The organism is Variovorax sp. LG9.2, from assembly GCF_035018885.1.
Taxonomy (GTDB): domain Bacteria; phylum Pseudomonadota; class Gammaproteobacteria; order Burkholderiales; family Burkholderiaceae_C; genus Variovorax.
This window is the reverse complement of record NZ_JASJXB010000008.1, coordinates 1-15,473: the sequence shown is the minus strand read 5'-3', so window position 1 is coordinate 15,473 and position 15,473 is coordinate 1. Positions and strand designations below refer to the sequence as shown.

At 60.8% G+C, this 15,473-nt stretch carries 18 protein-coding genes and 2 tRNA genes; 14 read left to right on the top strand and 6 right to left on the bottom strand.

Annotation, left to right across the window (positions count from 1 at the left end):
• The first annotated feature begins 1 nt into the window (after position 1).
• The 9 genes from pgsA (at position 2) to QN413_RS10285 (ending at position 6,717) form a co-directional block, all read left to right on the top strand.
• A complete protein-coding gene (gene pgsA / locus QN413_RS10325; protein WP_187052614.1) occupies positions 2 to 568 on the top strand; it encodes a CDP-diacylglycerol--glycerol-3-phosphate 3-phosphatidyltransferase in 567 nt (188 codons plus the stop codon).
• 13 nt (positions 569 to 581) lie between these two features.
• Positions 582 to 1,457: a DMT family transporter gene (locus tag QN413_RS10320; RefSeq protein ID WP_323496531.1), complete on the top strand. Its 876-nt coding sequence runs from the start codon at positions 582 to 584 to the stop codon at positions 1,455 to 1,457.
• 62 nt (positions 1,458 to 1,519) lie between these two features.
• On the top strand, positions 1,520 to 2,407 hold the full coding sequence (locus QN413_RS10315) for an alpha/beta hydrolase (protein ID WP_323496530.1): 888 nt from the start codon (positions 1,520 to 1,522) through the stop codon (positions 2,405 to 2,407).
• Between the two features lie 22 nt (positions 2,408 to 2,429).
• Positions 2,430 to 3,515, top strand: a complete 1,086-nt coding sequence (locus tag QN413_RS10310; RefSeq protein ID WP_323496529.1) for a tartrate dehydrogenase — start codon at positions 2,430 to 2,432, stop codon at positions 3,513 to 3,515.
• 251 nt (positions 3,516 to 3,766) lie between these two features.
• Positions 3,767 to 4,039, top strand: coding sequence for an HU family DNA-binding protein (locus tag QN413_RS10305; protein ID WP_187052611.1), 273 nt, complete (start codon positions 3,767 to 3,769; stop codon positions 4,037 to 4,039).
• Between the two features lie 16 nt (positions 4,040 to 4,055).
• Positions 4,056 to 4,131: transfer RNA gene (locus QN413_RS10300), tRNA-Val, on the top strand.
• 87 nt (positions 4,132 to 4,218) lie between these two features.
• Positions 4,219 to 6,132 carry a SurA N-terminal domain-containing protein gene (locus QN413_RS10295; RefSeq protein WP_323496528.1) on the top strand — a complete coding sequence of 638 codons (1,914 nt, stop codon included), beginning with the start codon at positions 4,219 to 4,221 and terminating at the stop codon, positions 6,130 to 6,132.
• A gap of 30 nt (positions 6,133 to 6,162) precedes the next feature.
• Positions 6,163 to 6,238: transfer RNA gene (locus tag QN413_RS10290), tRNA-His, on the top strand.
• A 140-nt stretch (positions 6,239 to 6,378) separates the two neighbouring features.
• On the top strand, positions 6,379 to 6,717 hold the full coding sequence (locus QN413_RS10285; RefSeq protein WP_323496527.1) for an H-NS histone family protein: 339 nt from the start codon (positions 6,379 to 6,381) through the stop codon (positions 6,715 to 6,717).
• Positions 6,718 to 6,874: 157 nt separating this feature from the next.
• Here the strand turns inward: QN413_RS10285 and QN413_RS10280 are convergent, their stop codons facing one another.
• Complete coding sequence (locus QN413_RS10280; protein WP_323496526.1) at positions 6,875 to 7,861, bottom strand: NADPH:quinone oxidoreductase family protein; 987 nt, start codon at positions 7,859 to 7,861, stop codon at positions 6,875 to 6,877.
• A 126-nt stretch (positions 7,862 to 7,987) separates the two neighbouring features.
• On the opposite strand from QN413_RS10280, the gene surE reads away from it, so the two are divergent.
• The 4 genes from surE to rlmD are packed head-to-tail and all read left to right on the top strand — an operon-like array spanning position 7,988 to position 11,991.
• Positions 7,988 to 8,755: a 5'/3'-nucleotidase SurE gene (gene surE, locus QN413_RS10275; RefSeq protein WP_323496525.1), complete on the top strand. Its 768-nt coding sequence runs from the start codon at positions 7,988 to 7,990 to the stop codon at positions 8,753 to 8,755.
• 9 nt (positions 8,756 to 8,764) lie between these two features.
• Complete coding sequence (locus QN413_RS10270; protein ID WP_323496524.1) at positions 8,765 to 9,547, top strand: protein-L-isoaspartate(D-aspartate) O-methyltransferase; 783 nt, start codon at positions 8,765 to 8,767, stop codon at positions 9,545 to 9,547.
• A 10-nt stretch (positions 9,548 to 9,557) separates the two neighbouring features.
• Positions 9,558 to 10,511 (top strand): peptidoglycan DD-metalloendopeptidase family protein, encoded by a 954-nt coding sequence (locus tag QN413_RS10265; RefSeq protein ID WP_323496523.1) that lies wholly within the window; start codon positions 9,558 to 9,560, stop codon positions 10,509 to 10,511.
• 46 nt (positions 10,512 to 10,557) lie between these two features.
• Positions 10,558 to 11,991, top strand: a complete 1,434-nt coding sequence (gene rlmD, locus QN413_RS10260; RefSeq protein WP_323496522.1) for a 23S rRNA (uracil(1939)-C(5))-methyltransferase RlmD — start codon at positions 10,558 to 10,560, stop codon at positions 11,989 to 11,991.
• 81 nt (positions 11,992 to 12,072) lie between these two features.
• Here the strand turns inward: rlmD and QN413_RS10255 are convergent, their stop codons facing one another.
• Entirely contained in the window at positions 12,073 to 12,783 is a 711-nt protein-coding gene (locus tag QN413_RS10255; protein WP_323496521.1) for a Bax inhibitor-1/YccA family protein, read from the bottom strand.
• A gap of 162 nt (positions 12,784 to 12,945) precedes the next feature.
• Here QN413_RS10255 and QN413_RS10250 point away from each other — a divergent pair, with 162 nt between their 5' ends.
• Positions 12,946 to 13,353, top strand: coding sequence for a heme-binding protein (locus QN413_RS10250; RefSeq protein WP_323496520.1), 408 nt, complete (start codon positions 12,946 to 12,948; stop codon positions 13,351 to 13,353).
• A gap of 196 nt (positions 13,354 to 13,549) precedes the next feature.
• Here QN413_RS10250 and hemP read toward each other — a convergent pair whose 3' ends face one another.
• The 4 genes from hemP to QN413_RS10230 all read right to left on the bottom strand — a co-directional run.
• Positions 13,550 to 13,765: a hemin uptake protein HemP gene (gene hemP / locus QN413_RS10245; RefSeq protein WP_323496519.1), complete on the bottom strand. Its 216-nt coding sequence runs from the start codon at positions 13,763 to 13,765 to the stop codon at positions 13,550 to 13,552.
• Positions 13,766 to 13,900: 135 nt separating this feature from the next.
• Positions 13,901 to 14,314 (bottom strand): biopolymer transporter ExbD, encoded by a 414-nt coding sequence (locus QN413_RS10240; RefSeq protein WP_323496518.1) that lies wholly within the window; start codon positions 14,312 to 14,314, stop codon positions 13,901 to 13,903.
• A gap of 5 nt (positions 14,315 to 14,319) precedes the next feature.
• Positions 14,320 to 15,036 carry a MotA/TolQ/ExbB proton channel family protein gene (locus QN413_RS10235; protein ID WP_323496517.1) on the bottom strand — a complete coding sequence of 239 codons (717 nt, stop codon included), beginning with the start codon at positions 15,034 to 15,036 and terminating at the stop codon, positions 14,320 to 14,322.
• Positions 15,037 to 15,048: 12 nt separating this feature from the next.
• Positions 15,049 to 15,473: energy transducer TonB (locus QN413_RS10230; protein WP_323496516.1), on the bottom strand; the 425-nt coding region annotated here is incomplete at its 5' end.

The following is a 15,473-nucleotide window of genomic DNA, read 5'->3' as shown; positions in this document are numbered from 1 at the left end:
GATGTTCTGGACTCTGCCGACCATCATGACCTGGACGCGCATCGTCGCGATCCCGTTGATCGTCGGCGTGTTCTATTTGCCCATCGCCGAGCCGATGCGCAACTTGATCGCGACGGTGATGTTCATCATCTTCGCCTTGACCGATTGGCTCGACGGTTACCTGGCACGCAAGCTCAACCAGACATCGGCTTTCGGTGCATTCCTCGATCCCGTGGCCGACAAGTTTCTGGTCTGTGCTTCGCTGCTCGTGCTGGTACATCTGCAAAGGGCCGATGTGTTCGTCGCGCTCATCATCATCGGCCGTGAGATCGCCATCTCTGCGTTGCGCGAGTGGATGGCGCAGATAGGGGCGGGAAAAAGCGTCGCCGTGCACATGCTCGGCAAGGTGAAGACGGTTGTGCAGATGGTCGCAATACCGTTCCTGCTGTTCAACGGAAGGCTCTTCGGCCTGATCGACACCGGGTTGTGGGGTCACTGGCTGATCTGGATTTCTGCCGTGCTTACGGTCTGGTCGATGGTGTACTACCTGCAGAAAGCCATTCCGGAGATCAGGGCGCGGGCCAAATGACTTTCGCGAGAACATGACGGCCCGCGGCGCGGGCTGGTTGCGAGCGATGCCGGTCGTGTTCGTCTTGATATGGAGTACCGGCTTCATCGTTGCGCGCTACGGCATGCCCTTCGCGCCGCCGTTCAAGTTTCTCGCTATGCGCTACGCGCTGTCGCTTGTCTGCTTCTATGCATGGGTCCGGCTGGCGCACGTGACCTGGCCTGCATCGCGCTCCCAATGGGGACATCTCGCGGTGACAGGCACGCTCATTCAGGCGGGTTATCTCGGGGGCGTATGGGCTGCAGTCAAGCTCGGCATGGGCTCGGGGTTGGTGGCATTGCTCGTCGGGGTCCAGCCTGTGCTGACGGCTATCTGGATGTCGATGCGAGGCGGCGCCGTCAGCCGCCGCCAATGGGTGGGTTTGTTGCTCGGCTTCGCCGGACTGGTCCTTGTCGTGGCTCGCAAAGTCGGGCAGGGCGGCGAGGTGACGGGCGTCACGATGAGCCTCGCCTTGCTCGCATTGCTCTGCATCACCGCAGGCACGCTGTACCAAAAGAGGTTTTTGGCGCCATGCGATGTGCGCAGCGCCAGCGTGGTGCAACTCGGCGCGGCGCTGATCGTGACCTTGCCTTTCGCAATGCTCGAATCCGAGGCGATTCAGTGGAACTCGCATTCGATCGGCGCCTTGGCGTGGTCGGTGTTGGCACTGACATTGGGCGGCAGCTCGTTGCTCTACATCCTCATTCAGCGCGGCACTGCGACAGCCGTAACAAGCCTGCTTTATCTGGTGCCGCCTTGCACAGCCGTCATGGCATGGCTGCTGTTCGATGAGCCGATCACCGCGGTCACCTTGGCAGGTATCGCGCTGACCGCCATCGGTGTCAGCCTGGTAGTGCGCGCGGAACGCTGAACCGGCGCTGACGATTCCATGCAGGTGACCGTGCGACGCACAATCCGATGATGTTCAGCGCGATGACTCAGTTCACACCCTTCGACGTACAGAGAGAAGGCGTCGTGCTGCACGGCCGCATCGGCGGCAGCGGTGCGCCCTTGCTCCTGCTTCACGGTCATCCACAAACGCATGTCATCTGGCACCGTGTGGCACCTGCGCTGGCAGAGCGCTTCACCGTCATCGCGATGGACCTGCGCGGTTATGGCGATTCGGGGCGACCGGCCGACGATGCAAACCATGTCGCTTACAGCAAACGCGAAATGGCACTCGATGCCATGGCCGTGATGGCGCATCACGGATTTTCACGCTTCGGCGTGCTGGCGCACGACCGCGGCGCGCGCGTGGCGCACCGGCTCGCCGCCGATCATGGTGAGGCAGTCGATCGCATGCTGCTGCTCGACATCGCCCCGACGCTGTCGATGTACGCGAACACTTCGGAAGCGTTCGCGCGTGCCTATTGGCACTGGTTCTTCTTGATCCAGCCGCCGCCCTTGCCGGAGGCGCTCATCGCATCTGATCCGGTCCGTTATGTGCGCAGCGTGATGGGCGGGCGGCACGCGGGGCTCGCACCTTTCGCGCCGGAGGTCATGGCGGAATATGAGCGTTGCATCGGCATCGATGGCACGGCCGAATCGATCTGCGCCGACTACCGGGCATCGGCCACGATCGACCTCGTGCACGATCGCGAGGACGTTGCTGCCGGCCGCAAGCTCGCGTCGCCATTGCGCGTGCTGTGGGGCGAACATGGCGCGGTCGGCAAATGCTTCGATGTGCTGGCGCTGTGGCGCGAGGTCGCGCACCACGTGTCGGGCCATTCGATACCGTGCGGCCATTACGTCCCTGAAGAAGCGCCCGATGCAGTGCTCGCCGAAGCATTCGACTTCTTTTCGCCCCTGAACAAAACATAACCAACCCACAAGGACAGAGATCATGACCAGTCACAGAATCGCAGTCATTGCCGGCGACGGCATCGGCAAGGAGACCATGCCCGAAGGCCTGCGTGTGCTCGATGCTGCTGCGCGCAAGTTCGGCATCGATCTTAAGTTCGACCACTTCGATTTTTCGAGCTGGGACTATTTCGAGAAGCACGGGAAGATGCTGCCGGACGACTGGAAGAAGCAGATCGGCGGGCATGACGCGATCTTCTTCGGCGCCGTTGGCTGGCCGCAAAAAATTGCGGACCATGTGTCCCTGTGGGGCTCGCTGTTGCTGTTCCGACGAGAGTTCGATCAGTACATCAACCTGCGGCCCGCGCGGCTGATGCCCGGCATCATCGCGCCGGTGGTGCGCCGCGACGGCTCGCCGCGGCTGCCCGGAGAGATCGACATGTACATCGTGCGCGAGAACACCGAGGGCGAGTACTCGAGCATCGGCGGGCGCATGTACGAAGGCACGCAGCGCGAGATCGTGGTGCAGGAAACCGTGATGTCACGCGTCGGCGTGGACCGCGTGCTGAAGTTCGCTTTCGAACTGGCGCAGTCGAGGCCCAAAAAGCACCTCACCAGCGCGACCAAGTCGAACGGTATCTCGATCACCATGCCTTACTGGGACGAGCGTGTGGTCGAGATGGCCAAGAACTACCCGGGAGTAACGCTGGATAAGTTTCACATCGACATCCTGACTGCGCACTTCGTGCAGCGCCCCGACTTTTTCGACGTGGTGGTTGCGAGCAATCTGTTCGGCGACATCCTGTCGGATCTGGGTCCGGCTTGCACCGGCACCATCGGTATTGCACCGAGCGCCAACCTCAACCCCGAACGCACCACGCCATCGTTGTTCGAGCCGGTGCACGGCTCGGCGCCGGACATCGCCGGCAGAGGCATCGCCAATCCTATCGGCCAGATCTGGTGCGGTGCAATGATGCTCGAATTCCTCGGCCACAAGAACGCGCATGACGCGATTCTCACAGCCATCGAAAAGGTGCTGGCACCGCAGAGCGGCGCACCGCGCACAGCGGACATCGGCGGCGACGCCGGCACCGCCGACGTGGGAAAAGCGATCGCCGCGGCGCTTTGAGACAACAGTTCAAAAGGACTTGAAAGCAGTTCGCGAAAACGCCCCTAAAATCGCGACCCTCACAGAGCTGAGCAGCGTCGTGTCGTATTGACACCCCGTACAGCAGTGGTTGTAATCTTTTTCGGCAGTGCGCTGTCGACTCGTCAGAAAGCCCATTCTCTTGCCAGAACGAAACGGCATTCGTGTCGCCGAGAGGATGGCTGCGCCGCTGACGACACCCGATCAATTTTCAATACCTACAAGGGGCCCTTGTGAATAAGACCGAACTGATTGAGCACATCGCGAAGAACGCCGACATTTCCAAAGCAGCCGCTACCCGCGCGCTGGAATCCACCATCGGCGCCATTCGCACCACGCTCAAGAAGGGCGGCTCCGTTTCGCTCGTTGGTTTCGGCACTTTTGCCGTTGGCAAACGAGCAGCCCGCATAGGCCGCAATCCGCGCACCGGCGAGGCGATTAAAATCAAAGCCGCCAAGATTCCGAAGTTCCGTCCGGGCAAGGCGTTGAAAGACGCGTTGAACTGAGACATCGTTTCCGGTGGGGTGCTTAGCTCAGCTGGTAGAGCGGCGCCCTTACAAGGCGTAGGTCGGGGGTTCGAGCCCCTCAGCACCCACCACCACGATCCGATGCAAAGGCGAACAGGTTGTTCGCCTTTTTTATTGCAGAGCCGACCGGCACACGTGGTCGTGAAAGAGAGTTTTCAATGTTCGATTTCTTCCGCAAGTACAACAAGTTCGTGATGGTGTTCTTGTTCTTGTTGATCATTCCTTCGTTCGTGTTGTTCGGAGTGGAGCGCTACCAGGGCGACGGTCAGGGCGAGAAGGTCGCTACGGTCGATGGCCAGGCGATAACGCAACCTCAATGGGACCAGGAACACCGCAACGAGATCGATCGCATTCGTCAGCAGAACCCGAGCGTCGATGCTGCGCTGCTCGACACTGGCGCTGCTCGCTATGCAACGCTCGAGCGCATGGTGCGAGACCGTGTGCTCGCTGCCGCGGCGGCGAAGAGCAACATGACCGTGTCGGAAGAGCGCCTGTCGCGCCTGTTCGCCGAGGACACGGGTCTGGCATCGTTTCGCGGTGCAGATGGCAAGTTCGATCGCGCGCAGTTCATGCGTGCCACTGGCCGCACGCCGGAGCAGTACGAAGCAGCTGTGCGTTCGGACCTCTCTACCCAGCAAGTGCTGTTGGGCGTATCGGGTACGGCCTTCGCGACTCGAGGCCAGGCCGATGCGGCGTTGAATGCGTTCTATGACAAGCGTGAAGTCCAGGTGGCGCGCTTCAATCCGACCGACTTTGCAGCTAAATTGACGGTGACCGACGCCGACTTGCAGGCCTATTACGACCAGCACGCTACTCAGTTCCAGCGGCCCGAGCAGGCGAGCATCGAGTACATCGTGCTCGACATGGACGCCGCAAAAAAGAACATCGTGCTCAATGAGGCCGACGTCAAGAGCTACTACGAGCAAAACAAGGATCGGCTAGGCACTAAGGAAGAGCGACGCGCGAGCCACATCCTCATCACTGCACCCGCCACTGCGCCCGCCGCGGATCGCGAGAAGGCCAAGGCCAAGGCCGAGCAGCTGCTGGCCGAAGTCAAGAAGGCGCCCAACAGCTTCGCCGAAGTTGCACGCAAAAACTCGCAGGATCCCGGTTCGGCAGAGAAGGGTGGCGACCTCGATTTCGTGATGCGCGGCGCCATGGTCAAGCCCTTCGAAGATGCCATGTTCGCGCTCAAGAAGAACGACATCAGCGATGTGGTCGAGACGCAGTTCGGTTATCACATCATCAAACTGACCGACATCAAGCCATCGTCGGTTCAACCCTTTGAACAAGCCCGTGCTGGCGTCGAGAACGACTTGCGTACCCAGCAGGCCACCGTGGAGTTTGCCAAGGCCGCTGATGCGTTCAAGGATCTCGTGTACCAGCAGCCGGACAGCTTGAAACCTGCAGCGGACAAGCTCAAGCTCTTGATCCTGAAAGCTGCGGACGTGCAGCGCACGCCCGCCCCGGGCGCGACCGGCGCGCTGGCGAGCCGAAATTTCCTGGCCGCGTTATTCACGCCCGATTCGCTCGAACGCAAGCACAACACGGACGCGATCGAGGTCGGCGCCAACCAGCTCGCTGCGGGCCGTGTGACACAGTACGCCACGGCGCGCACATTGCCTTTCGCCGAGGTCAAAGACAAGGTGCGTACACAACTGCTGGCTGAGCGTTCATCGGCCCTGGCCAAGTCCGAGGGCGCTGCCAAGCTGGCGGCATGGCAAGCGGATGCCAAAGCTGCAACCTTCGGCGCACCGGTTACCGTGTCGCGGCTGGATGTGCAGTCGCAACCGATCCCGGTCGTCGAGGCCGCACTTCGCGCCGACACGACCAAACTGCCGGCGTTGATGGGTGTCGATCTGGGCGCTGAAGGCTATGCGGTGGTGAACGTCCTCAAAAGCATTCCTCGCGCTGCCCCGACGCCGGAGGTCGCCCAACAAGAGGCCGGACAAATCGCCCAAGCGGTTGCCAGTGCCGAAAGCACGGCGTACTACGACATGCTGAAGCAAAGGTTCAAAGCGGAAATCGTGGCGAAGAAGCCCGCCGATTCGGCGCTGCCAGCGATTCGATAGCCTTTTGACGCTACAATTGCGCGCTCTCCGGTGGCTGTAGCTCAGCTGGTAGAGTCCCAGATTGTGATTCTGGTCGTCGTGGGTTCGAGTCCCATCAGCCACCCCAGATTTATGTGAAAATTGAAAAAATTGCGAAAACGCGCCGGTTCCTGTGACCGGCGCGTTTTTTTTATTGCCGATCGATTTCGCAATTGCAAATTGAATTAGAATTTTCGCCTTGACTCATTCAATCCAAGGAATATTCTGATGGCTTCCACCCTCGCCGATCTCAATTCTCAGATTCAGAAGCATGATGAACAGATCGCCCAATTGCGCAAGCAAGCAGAAGAACTGCGAAATCATGAACGTGCAGGCGTTGTCGAAGAGCTGCGCAAGAAGATCGCTGAATACGGAATCTCGGCGGCTGACCTAAAGCTGACTGGGCGTGGCCCGGCTAAACGGCCGAACGTCGTACCTGCCGCTAAAGGCGTTGCCAAATACAGGGGCCCGGCCGGTGAAACATGGTCGGGCGGAAGAGGGCGCAAGCCGCGTTGGGTGACTGAAGCGCTGGCCGCCGGAAAATCGCTTTCGGATTTCGAGATCTGACGCTTCACCCGAGGAATCGGTTAAGTAATAAAAAGCCCGCTTCAGCGGGCTTTTTCATGGGTGGACGGTTTCAGCCGATGCTGCGGCGCAGCGGTATTGCCGAAAGACTATAGGGCCGTCGCTATTGCAGCGCCGCGTGAACGGCGTCGCCGGCATATCAGTTAACCATCACCAGTTTGCCTTTGACGCCACGTGAGCCCATGTGCGCGTAGGCGGCTTTGAGTTCTGACATCGGCATCGTGCTGTCGATAACCGGTTTGATCTTGCCCGCGCCGTACCACTGCGCCAATTCGGCCATCATCTGAGCATTGGCTTTGGGCTCCCGTTTGGCGAAATCGCCCCAGAACACGCCGACCAACGATGCACCTTTGAGCAGCATCAAATTCAATGGCAACGATGGGATCGGACCAGACGCAAAACCGACAACCAGATAACGACCGCGCCACGCGATCGATCGAAATGCGGGCTCGGCGAAATCGCCGCCGACCGGATCGTAAATAACGTCGGGGCCTTTGCCCTCGGTGGCCGTCTTAACGGCATCGCGAAAGCCGCCGGGCAATGCGTGCGTGGTGTAGTTGATCGTCGCATCGGCGCCGATCGATTTGCAAAGCGCGCATTTCTCATCCGTCGATGCGGCCGCAATCACTTTGGCGCCCGTAGCTTTGGCAATTTGAATGGCCGCGGTGCCGACACCACCAGCCGCACCAAGCACCAGCACCGTCTCGCCAGCCTTCAATTGCGCACGATCTATCAGAGCGTGCCAAGAGGTGGCGTAAATCATGATGAATGCCGCTGCGTCGACATAGCCGAATCCATCTGGCAGCGGCATGCACAGCGCTGCAGGTGCCAGGGTGTGCGTGCCGAAGCCGCCGGTGCCCGACAGGCATGCCACGTTTTGGCCGACCTTCAGATGCGTGACGCCTTCGCCCACCGCCTGAACTATGCCCGCGTATTCGGAGCCGGGGACAAATGGGAGCGGCGGCTTCATCTGGTATTTGTTCTGCACGATCAGCAGATCGGGGAAATTCAGGCTGGCGGCCTTGATCTCTATCAGGACCTGCCCGGGGCCGGGCGGCGTCGTCGGCAGTTCTTTCCATGTCAGCGCATCGACGCCGATAGGGTTTTCGCAAAGCCATGCATGCATGTTGTGTCTCCTGAGGTCCGGGGGATCGGTGGGGCAAATGCGGGCGATGATAGGCGGCGTGTTGGAGTGCCGTTGTCCCTGCCGTGACGCAGCCGCCACTTACAATAAAGCGTACTCTCCGACGTCATGAAAATACTCATTTCCAACGACGACGGCTTCCAGGCGCCGGGCATCGTTGCATTGCACGCCGCGCTCAAGGACATCGCAGATGTCGAAGTCGTCGCACCCGAACACAACAACAGCGCGAAGTCGAACGCGCTCACGCTCGCAGCGCCGCTCTACGTGCGCGACGCGCACAACGGCTTTCGCTATGTCACCGGCACGCCGGCCGATTGCGTCCACATCGCGCTGAAGGGACTGCTGGATTACAGGCCCGACCTCGTCGTCTCCGGCATCAACAACGGTGCCAACATGGGTGACGACACGATCTATTCAGGTACCGTCGGCGCGGCCATGGAAGCCTATCTCTTCGGCATTCCCGCGATAGCGTTCTCGCAGATCGAAAAAGGCTGGGCACACATCGATGCAGCGGCACAGATCGCCCGCTTGCTGGTGCAACGCATCGAGCGCGAACGCATGCTCGACGGTGGCGCGTTCTTGCTCAACGTCAACATTCCGAACCGGCCGCTCGACGAAATCAAGCCGCTCAAGGTGTGTCGTTTGGGCCGACGTCACTCGGCAGAAAAAGTCATCACTCAAGACAGCCCGCGTGGCGAAACGATGTATTGGATCGCCGGCGCAGGTGGTGCAAAAGACAGTGGTGAGGGCACCGACTTTCATGCGACTGCGGCAGGGCATGTGGCGCTCACGCCGTTGCAAATAGACCTGACCGACCATGCCGAACTCGGTGCCTGGCGCGACTCTGTATCGCGTTTGAGCGCGGCGGACGCCTGAAGCGCGCACGTGGCCACGCAGCGCCCCAGTTTTCCGGTGCGGCTCACGCCGACCGCCGCCGCAGCCACGCGCGGGCGCTTGCCTGCGGCACCGTCAAGGCCGACGGTACCCACAATCACGGCCACGCCGTCGATGGCTTCAGATGCCATCAGGGCGCGCATGGTGCAGCGGCTCGCTGCACAGGGCATTGCCGATACGCGGGTGCTGCGTGCCATGGGTACGGTCGAGCGACATCGCTTTGTCGACAGCGCGCTGGTCAACCAGGCGTATGAAGACACCAGCTTGCCGATCGGGCTGGGCCAAACCATTTCGAAGCCCAACGTCGTGGCGCGAATGATCGAACTGCTCCTCGGTGCCCCGGCGCTGGTCGGCAAGCCGAACGACAAGCTGGGCCGTGTGCTTGAAATCGGCACCGGCTGCGGCTACCAGGCGACCGTGCTGAGCCACGTCGCGATCGAGGTCTACAGCATCGAACGGCTTCGCGGTCTGCATGAGAAGGCGAGGACCAATCTGCGGCACTTCAGGCTCGCGACAGTGCACTTGCTGTTCGGTGACGGCATGGTTGGATATGCCAGGGGCGCGCCCTATGCCGGGATCATCGCCGCGGCTGGTGGCGAGGCCGTGCCCGAGGCATGGATCGCACAGCTCGCGGTGGGTGGCCGCATCGTCGCGCCGACGCAATCTGCGGGCGGAGGTCAAGCCCTTGTTGTCATCGACAAGACGGCTCGGGGGATCGAGCGCCGCGTTCTCGAGGCGGTTAACTTTGTCCCCCTAAAATCCGGAATCGCTTAAGGAAGAACACATGCAGGGTATTGGAAGTCGGAGCTGGGTTACCGGCATTGCGCTGGTCTTGTCGCTCGTGATCGCGGGTTGTGCCGCACCGCGCGGACCCGCACCGGTCGAAGACCGCGGCACGATGAGCAAGGCGCCATCGGCAACGCCCACAACGCCTGGCGGCCCGCTCGTCACCACCGATGCCAATGGCAAGCCGCTGGCGGGTATCGAGAACTACGGCAAGCCGGGCTACTACGCCGTGCGGCCGGGCGACACCATTCGTCGCATCGGGACCGACACCGGTCAGCGCTGGCAAGACGTCGCGAAGTGGAACAACCTCGACAACCCGGACTTGATCGAAGTTGGGCAGGTGCTCCGCGTGATTCCGCCGGGCAGCACTGCAGTCGCGGGCGGACCGAGTAGCACCGACGCATCAGGCGTCATTACACGCCCCGTGGTGCCGCAATCGACGATCAGTGGGCCCGCGCCTGCGGCCGGATCCGCAACGGCCCCAACGCCGGCGGCAACGGGCCAGGCAAGCGCTGCGGCTACGCCCACGAAGCCGCCCGTCACCACGTCCTCCGTGACGCCTGCTGCGGCCGCATCGGGCGATGAAGACGTCGGCTGGATCTGGCCGGCGCAAGGCTCGCTGATCGCCGGTTTCGATGAAGCCAAGAACAAGGGACTCGACATCGGCGGCAAGGTGGGCGAGCCCATCATCGCGGCTGCCGACGGACGTGTCGTATACGCCGGCGCCGGCCTGCGCGGCTACGGCAACCTCATCATCCTGAAGCACAACAACACCTATTTGACGGCTTACGCTCATAACCAGACCTTGCTCGTCAAGGAAGACCAGTCGGTGCAAAAGGGACAGAAGATCGCCGAGATGGGCAACAGCGACGCCGACCGCGTCAAGCTGCACTTCGAGATTCGGCGTCAGGGCAAGCCGGTCGATCCGGCGCGGTATTTGCCATCTCGTTAAGCGTGCTCCGGCCGGTTTGTGCATGCCTCACTGAGACAATCGCGGCATGACGGAACAGACTGAAGAAAAGAAGACGAAGATTTATCCCGAGCCCGAGTGGCTGAACGTCGAGTCGCTCGACCTCGAAGCTCAGGGCGTGGCGCACCGCGCCGACGGCATCGTGGTGTTCATCGAAGGCGCACTGCCTTTCGAAGAAGTGCAGTTCAATGTGCACCGCCGCAAGAACAATTGGGAGCAGGGCACGGTGACGGCCATTCGTCGCGAGTCGTCGCAGCGGGTGCGGCCGGGCTGCCCACACTTCGGCATGCACACCGGCGCTTGTGGCGGCTGCAAGATGCAGCATCTCGACGCGGTTGCCCAAGTGGCGGTCAAGCAGCGCGCACTGGAAGACAACCTTTGGCACCTCGGCAAGGTCAAGCCCGAGACCATGCTCCGTCCGCTCGAAGGACCGGCCTGGCATTACCGTTATCGCGCACGCTTGTCGGTGCGCCATGTGGTCAAGAAAGGCACGGTGCTCATCGGCTTTCATGAGCGAAAAAGCCGGTATCTGGCGGATATGAAGATATGCCCCGTGCTGCCGAAGCAGGTGAGCGACATGCTGATGCCACTGCGTGCCTTGATCGGTTCGATGGACGCGCGCGAGACCTGTCCTCAGATCGAGTTGGCCTGCGGCGATGCACCTGATGGTGGTCTCGGCGTGATCGCGCTGGTGCTGCGACACCTTCACGTTCTCTCGGCCGCAGACGTCGAGCGGCTCAAGGCATTCGCGAGCGAGCACCGCGGCGTCCAATGGTGGTTGCAAGCCAAAGGCCCGGACACCGTGAAGCTATTGGAAGAGGGCGGCACGCCGCTGGCTTACGACCTGCCGGCGTTCGGCATCACGATGCCCTTTAAGCCGACCGACTTCACGCAGGTTAATCCGCACATCAATCGGTCGCTGGTCGGGCGTGCTTTGCGTCTCCTCGATGTGCAGCCGACCGAACGCGTGATCGACTGGTTCTGCGGCCTTGGAAATTTCACGTTGCCGCTTGCCAGTGTGGCGCGCGAGGTGCTGGGCATCGAAGGGAGCGACACGCTGGTGGCGCGTGCCACAGCCAACTTCGAGGCGAATCGACCCGCGACGGCCAGCCGCCGCGCGTTGTCAGCGACGAAGTTCGTTGCGCGCGATCTGTTCGAGATGACTGCTGCCATGCTGGTGGCCGACGGTGCGGCTGACAAATGGCTGATCGACCCACCGCGTGAAGGCGCGTTCGCACTGGCCAAGGCGATGGTCGAACTGCACGAAAATCCCGAACTGCGTACCGATGGCTGGGCGCCGCCGCAACGCATCGTCTACGTGAGCTGCAATCCGTCGACCTTGGCACGCGATGCGGGGCTGCTGGTGAATCAGGCGGGCTACCGATGCACGTTTTCTGGCGTGGTCAACATGTTCCCGCATACGGCACATGTGGAGTCGATCGCGGTTTTCGAACTTGCATGAAAAAAGGGCTCGAAGGCCCTTTTCATTCATTGCGCTATTGGCGCGTCGTCTTGTGCTGTTGCGCGTAATCCGACATCGCTGTCAGTCGCGTTCCCCGCCGAAGATCCCGAGCAGTGCGAGCAAGCTCTGAAAGACGTTGAACAGGTCCAGATATAGCGCCAGCGTCGCGGTGATGTAGTTCGTCTCTCCACCGTCGATGATCTGCTTCAGGTCATACAGCATGTAGGCCGAGAAGATTCCGATGGCCGCGACCGACATCACCAGCATGCCGGTGGTCGAACCGACGAAGACGTTGATGACGCCACCGATCAACAGCGCCAGTACGCCGACGAACAAAAACTTGCTCATGCCCGACAGGTCGCGCTTGATGACGGTGGCCAGCGAGGCCATCACGAAGAACACACCGGCGGTCCCGCCGAAGGCCGTCATGATGAGTTCGGACCCGTTTTTGTAGCCGAGAACCATCGCGATAAGCCGCGACAACATCAGGCCCATGAAGAAGGTGAAACCGAGCAGTACCGGCACGCCGGCGGCGGAATTCTTGGTCTTCTCGATGGCGAACATGAAGCCGAACGCACCGCCGAGGAACACCATCAAGCCGAGCCCTCCGGTAAGTGCGCCAGTAATACCAGTGGCCACGCCGAACCAGGCGCCGAGCACGGTTGGAATGAGGCTGAGCGCAAGCAACCAGTAAGTGTTGCGCAATACGCGCTGTCGGTCGGCTTGTGGCAAGGTCTGGCCGAATGGCCCTTGGCCGGCGGCGGTTTCGAGGGTCTTGACGCGGTCGTTCATTGCTGAAACTCCTTGGATTGCTGCTAGCCAGCAGGTGGGCGCATTCTAGGGGGCTGCAAGAGCGTTGCGAGACAAAAATCTACATTCGCGTAGAGCTACGGAATGTAAGAGCTGGCGGGCTCTCGCCGTTATGCTTTCGCCTTTCACATCCTGCTTTTGACCATGAAAACCAAATCATTCCTCGAACTCGCCGACGTCAAGGTCATTGCCGCCGCAGCGGAGTCCGAAGCGCTCAAAAACAACTGGGCCGTGACTATTGCCATCGTCGATGACGGCGGACATTTGCTGTGGCTTCAGCGTATGGACGGCGCCGCAGCCCTTTCCTCGCACATCGGGCCAGCCAAGGCCCACACGGCCGCGTTAGGCCGTCGTGAGAGCAAAGGGTATGAAGACGTTATCAACGGCGGTCGCACTGCATTTTTGACTGTGCCCGGCGTCCATGCTTTGCTCGAAGGTGGCGTTCCGATCGTGAAAGACGGCATCGTGATCGGCGCTGTCGGCGTGAGCGGCGTGAAGTCGAATGAAGATGCGCAAATCGCGAAGGCCGGGATCGCCGCCTTGGGGCTTTGATCCTCCAGGCGTCGAGTTCCGCTCGCTGACAAAGGCAAAACGCCGACTCTTGAGTCGGCGTTTTTCATGAACGTTCAGCGTGAAAAAAAGCTTGGCTGGTCGGCGAACCGTTGGCTAGCAAAAAACGACCCTTCGGAGATGAATCTCCTTGAGTCGCCCCACGATGAAACTTGCGCAGTGGCGTGTCGGTCCCTAACTATTTAGTGAGGATCAACTTGCCGAGTTTGGTGGCCTGCAGCCGGTAAAGCGAACCGTTGTGCAGGATGCCGACTGTTTTGTTGCCGCGAAGAAGTTCTGCGCTTTCGACCAGGCCTGCTGCTGGACTGGAAGCTGTCGTCTGACTTGTGCCGCGCCCCGAGTTGTCGAGCGATGGATGGTTCAAAACGGTAAACGCCTTGGCTGGGGTTGGCATATGAATCCTTTGCACGGGTGAGGCTGACTAACGAAACCGCGTCTGAGGCCTGCTTCTGAATCGATAAGTAAATGATAACTATTCTCAAATACAAAGTCAATCGTGGCGATCAACTAAATTGACTTGCGAAGCGCTTCATTTCTGATCCGGCTCAGTGATAAAGCCAATCTTTCGCACACCTGCTTCACGTGCTTCCGACATCGCCTTGGCGACTCGCTCGTAGCGCACTGCCTTGTCGCCACGGATATGCAACTCCGGCTGTGGCTCCTTGGCCGCTTCGGCGCTCAGTCGACCCGGCAACTCGCTGTCTTCTATCTTCTGTTCGTTCCAGTAATAGGTGCCATCGGCCGCCACGCTGAACAGTATGTTCTGCGGCTTGCTCTGCTCGGGCTCGCTCGTGGCGCGAGGCAGATCGATGGCCACGGCGTGCTTCATTACCGGCACGGTGATGATGAAGATGATGAGGAGCACCAGCATGACGTCGACCAGCGGCGTCATATTGATCTCGTTCATCACTTCATCGGGTTCATCTTGGGTTCCGAAAGCCATGTCGATCAGCCTTTCTTGAGCGGCACGACGATGGCTTCGTTGCCGCCACTCTGGACGCGTGCACCGGTCACGAAGTAGGCATGCAAGTCATGCGCGAAGCTGTTGAGCTTGGTCAGCACGAACTTGTTGCCGCGTACCAGTGCGTTGTAGCCGAGTACGGCCGGGATGGCGACCGCCAGGCCCAGCGCCGTCATGATCAGCGCTTCGCCGATCGGCCCGGCGACCTTGTCGATGGTGGCCTGGCCCGCCGTGCTGATACTCATCAACGCGTGGTAGATGCCCCAGACCGTACCGAACAGGCCGATGAAAGGCGCCGTGGACCCCACAGATGCAAGGATCGCCAAGCCGGTTTGAAGGCGTGCGGTGAACTCGTCGATGCCATTGCGCAAGCTGCGCGTGACCCAGTCGCTCACATCGAGCGTGTCGTGGAGATGCGCCTTGGTGTTGCGATGGTGCGCAGTGGCTTCACGGCCCTCGAGTGCCAGCGCGCGAAACGGATTGCTGTCGTCCTTGCCGAGTTTTTGCAACGCCGTCGCAAAATCTTCGCTGTGCCAAAAATCCGATGAGTGCTTTGCCAGTCGCTTGTATTTGATGACGTCGACCGTTTTGATGATGATGACGATCCAGGATGCGAGCGACATGCCGATCAGCATCACGGCGACGGCCTTGGTGACGATGTCGCCCTGATTCCAGAGGTTCATCAGGCCAAATTGATTGTTCATTCGGGGTCCAGGCTATTCGGAAAGGGTAAAACTGATTGGCGCATTGAACAGAAAAACTGTCTCTGAGTTGCCGCTAACGATAGGGGTGATTTGTGAGCGCAACACGGCGTCGGCGGCAGCACGATCGAGCCGCTCAAAGCCGCTCGATTTCGCAATCTCTGCGCGTTTGGCCGAACCGTTGCTGCTGAAGTAGGCCGCGATGATCACGGTCCCACTCTCGTTGAGCTTTTTACTCATCGCGGGATAGCCGGGCGACGGCTTGCGTATCCATTGCACTTGGCCCGCGCTCAGTTCGACCAGCTTGGGCGCCGGCGGTGCGGGCGGCTGCGCTGGGGGGGCGGGAGGCAAAGGCGGCGCGGCTGGAGCCGGCGGCTGTGCAGGCGGCGGCGGCTCCACTACACCAACCGGCGCATTCGGCGTTGGCACCGGCCGCGGCT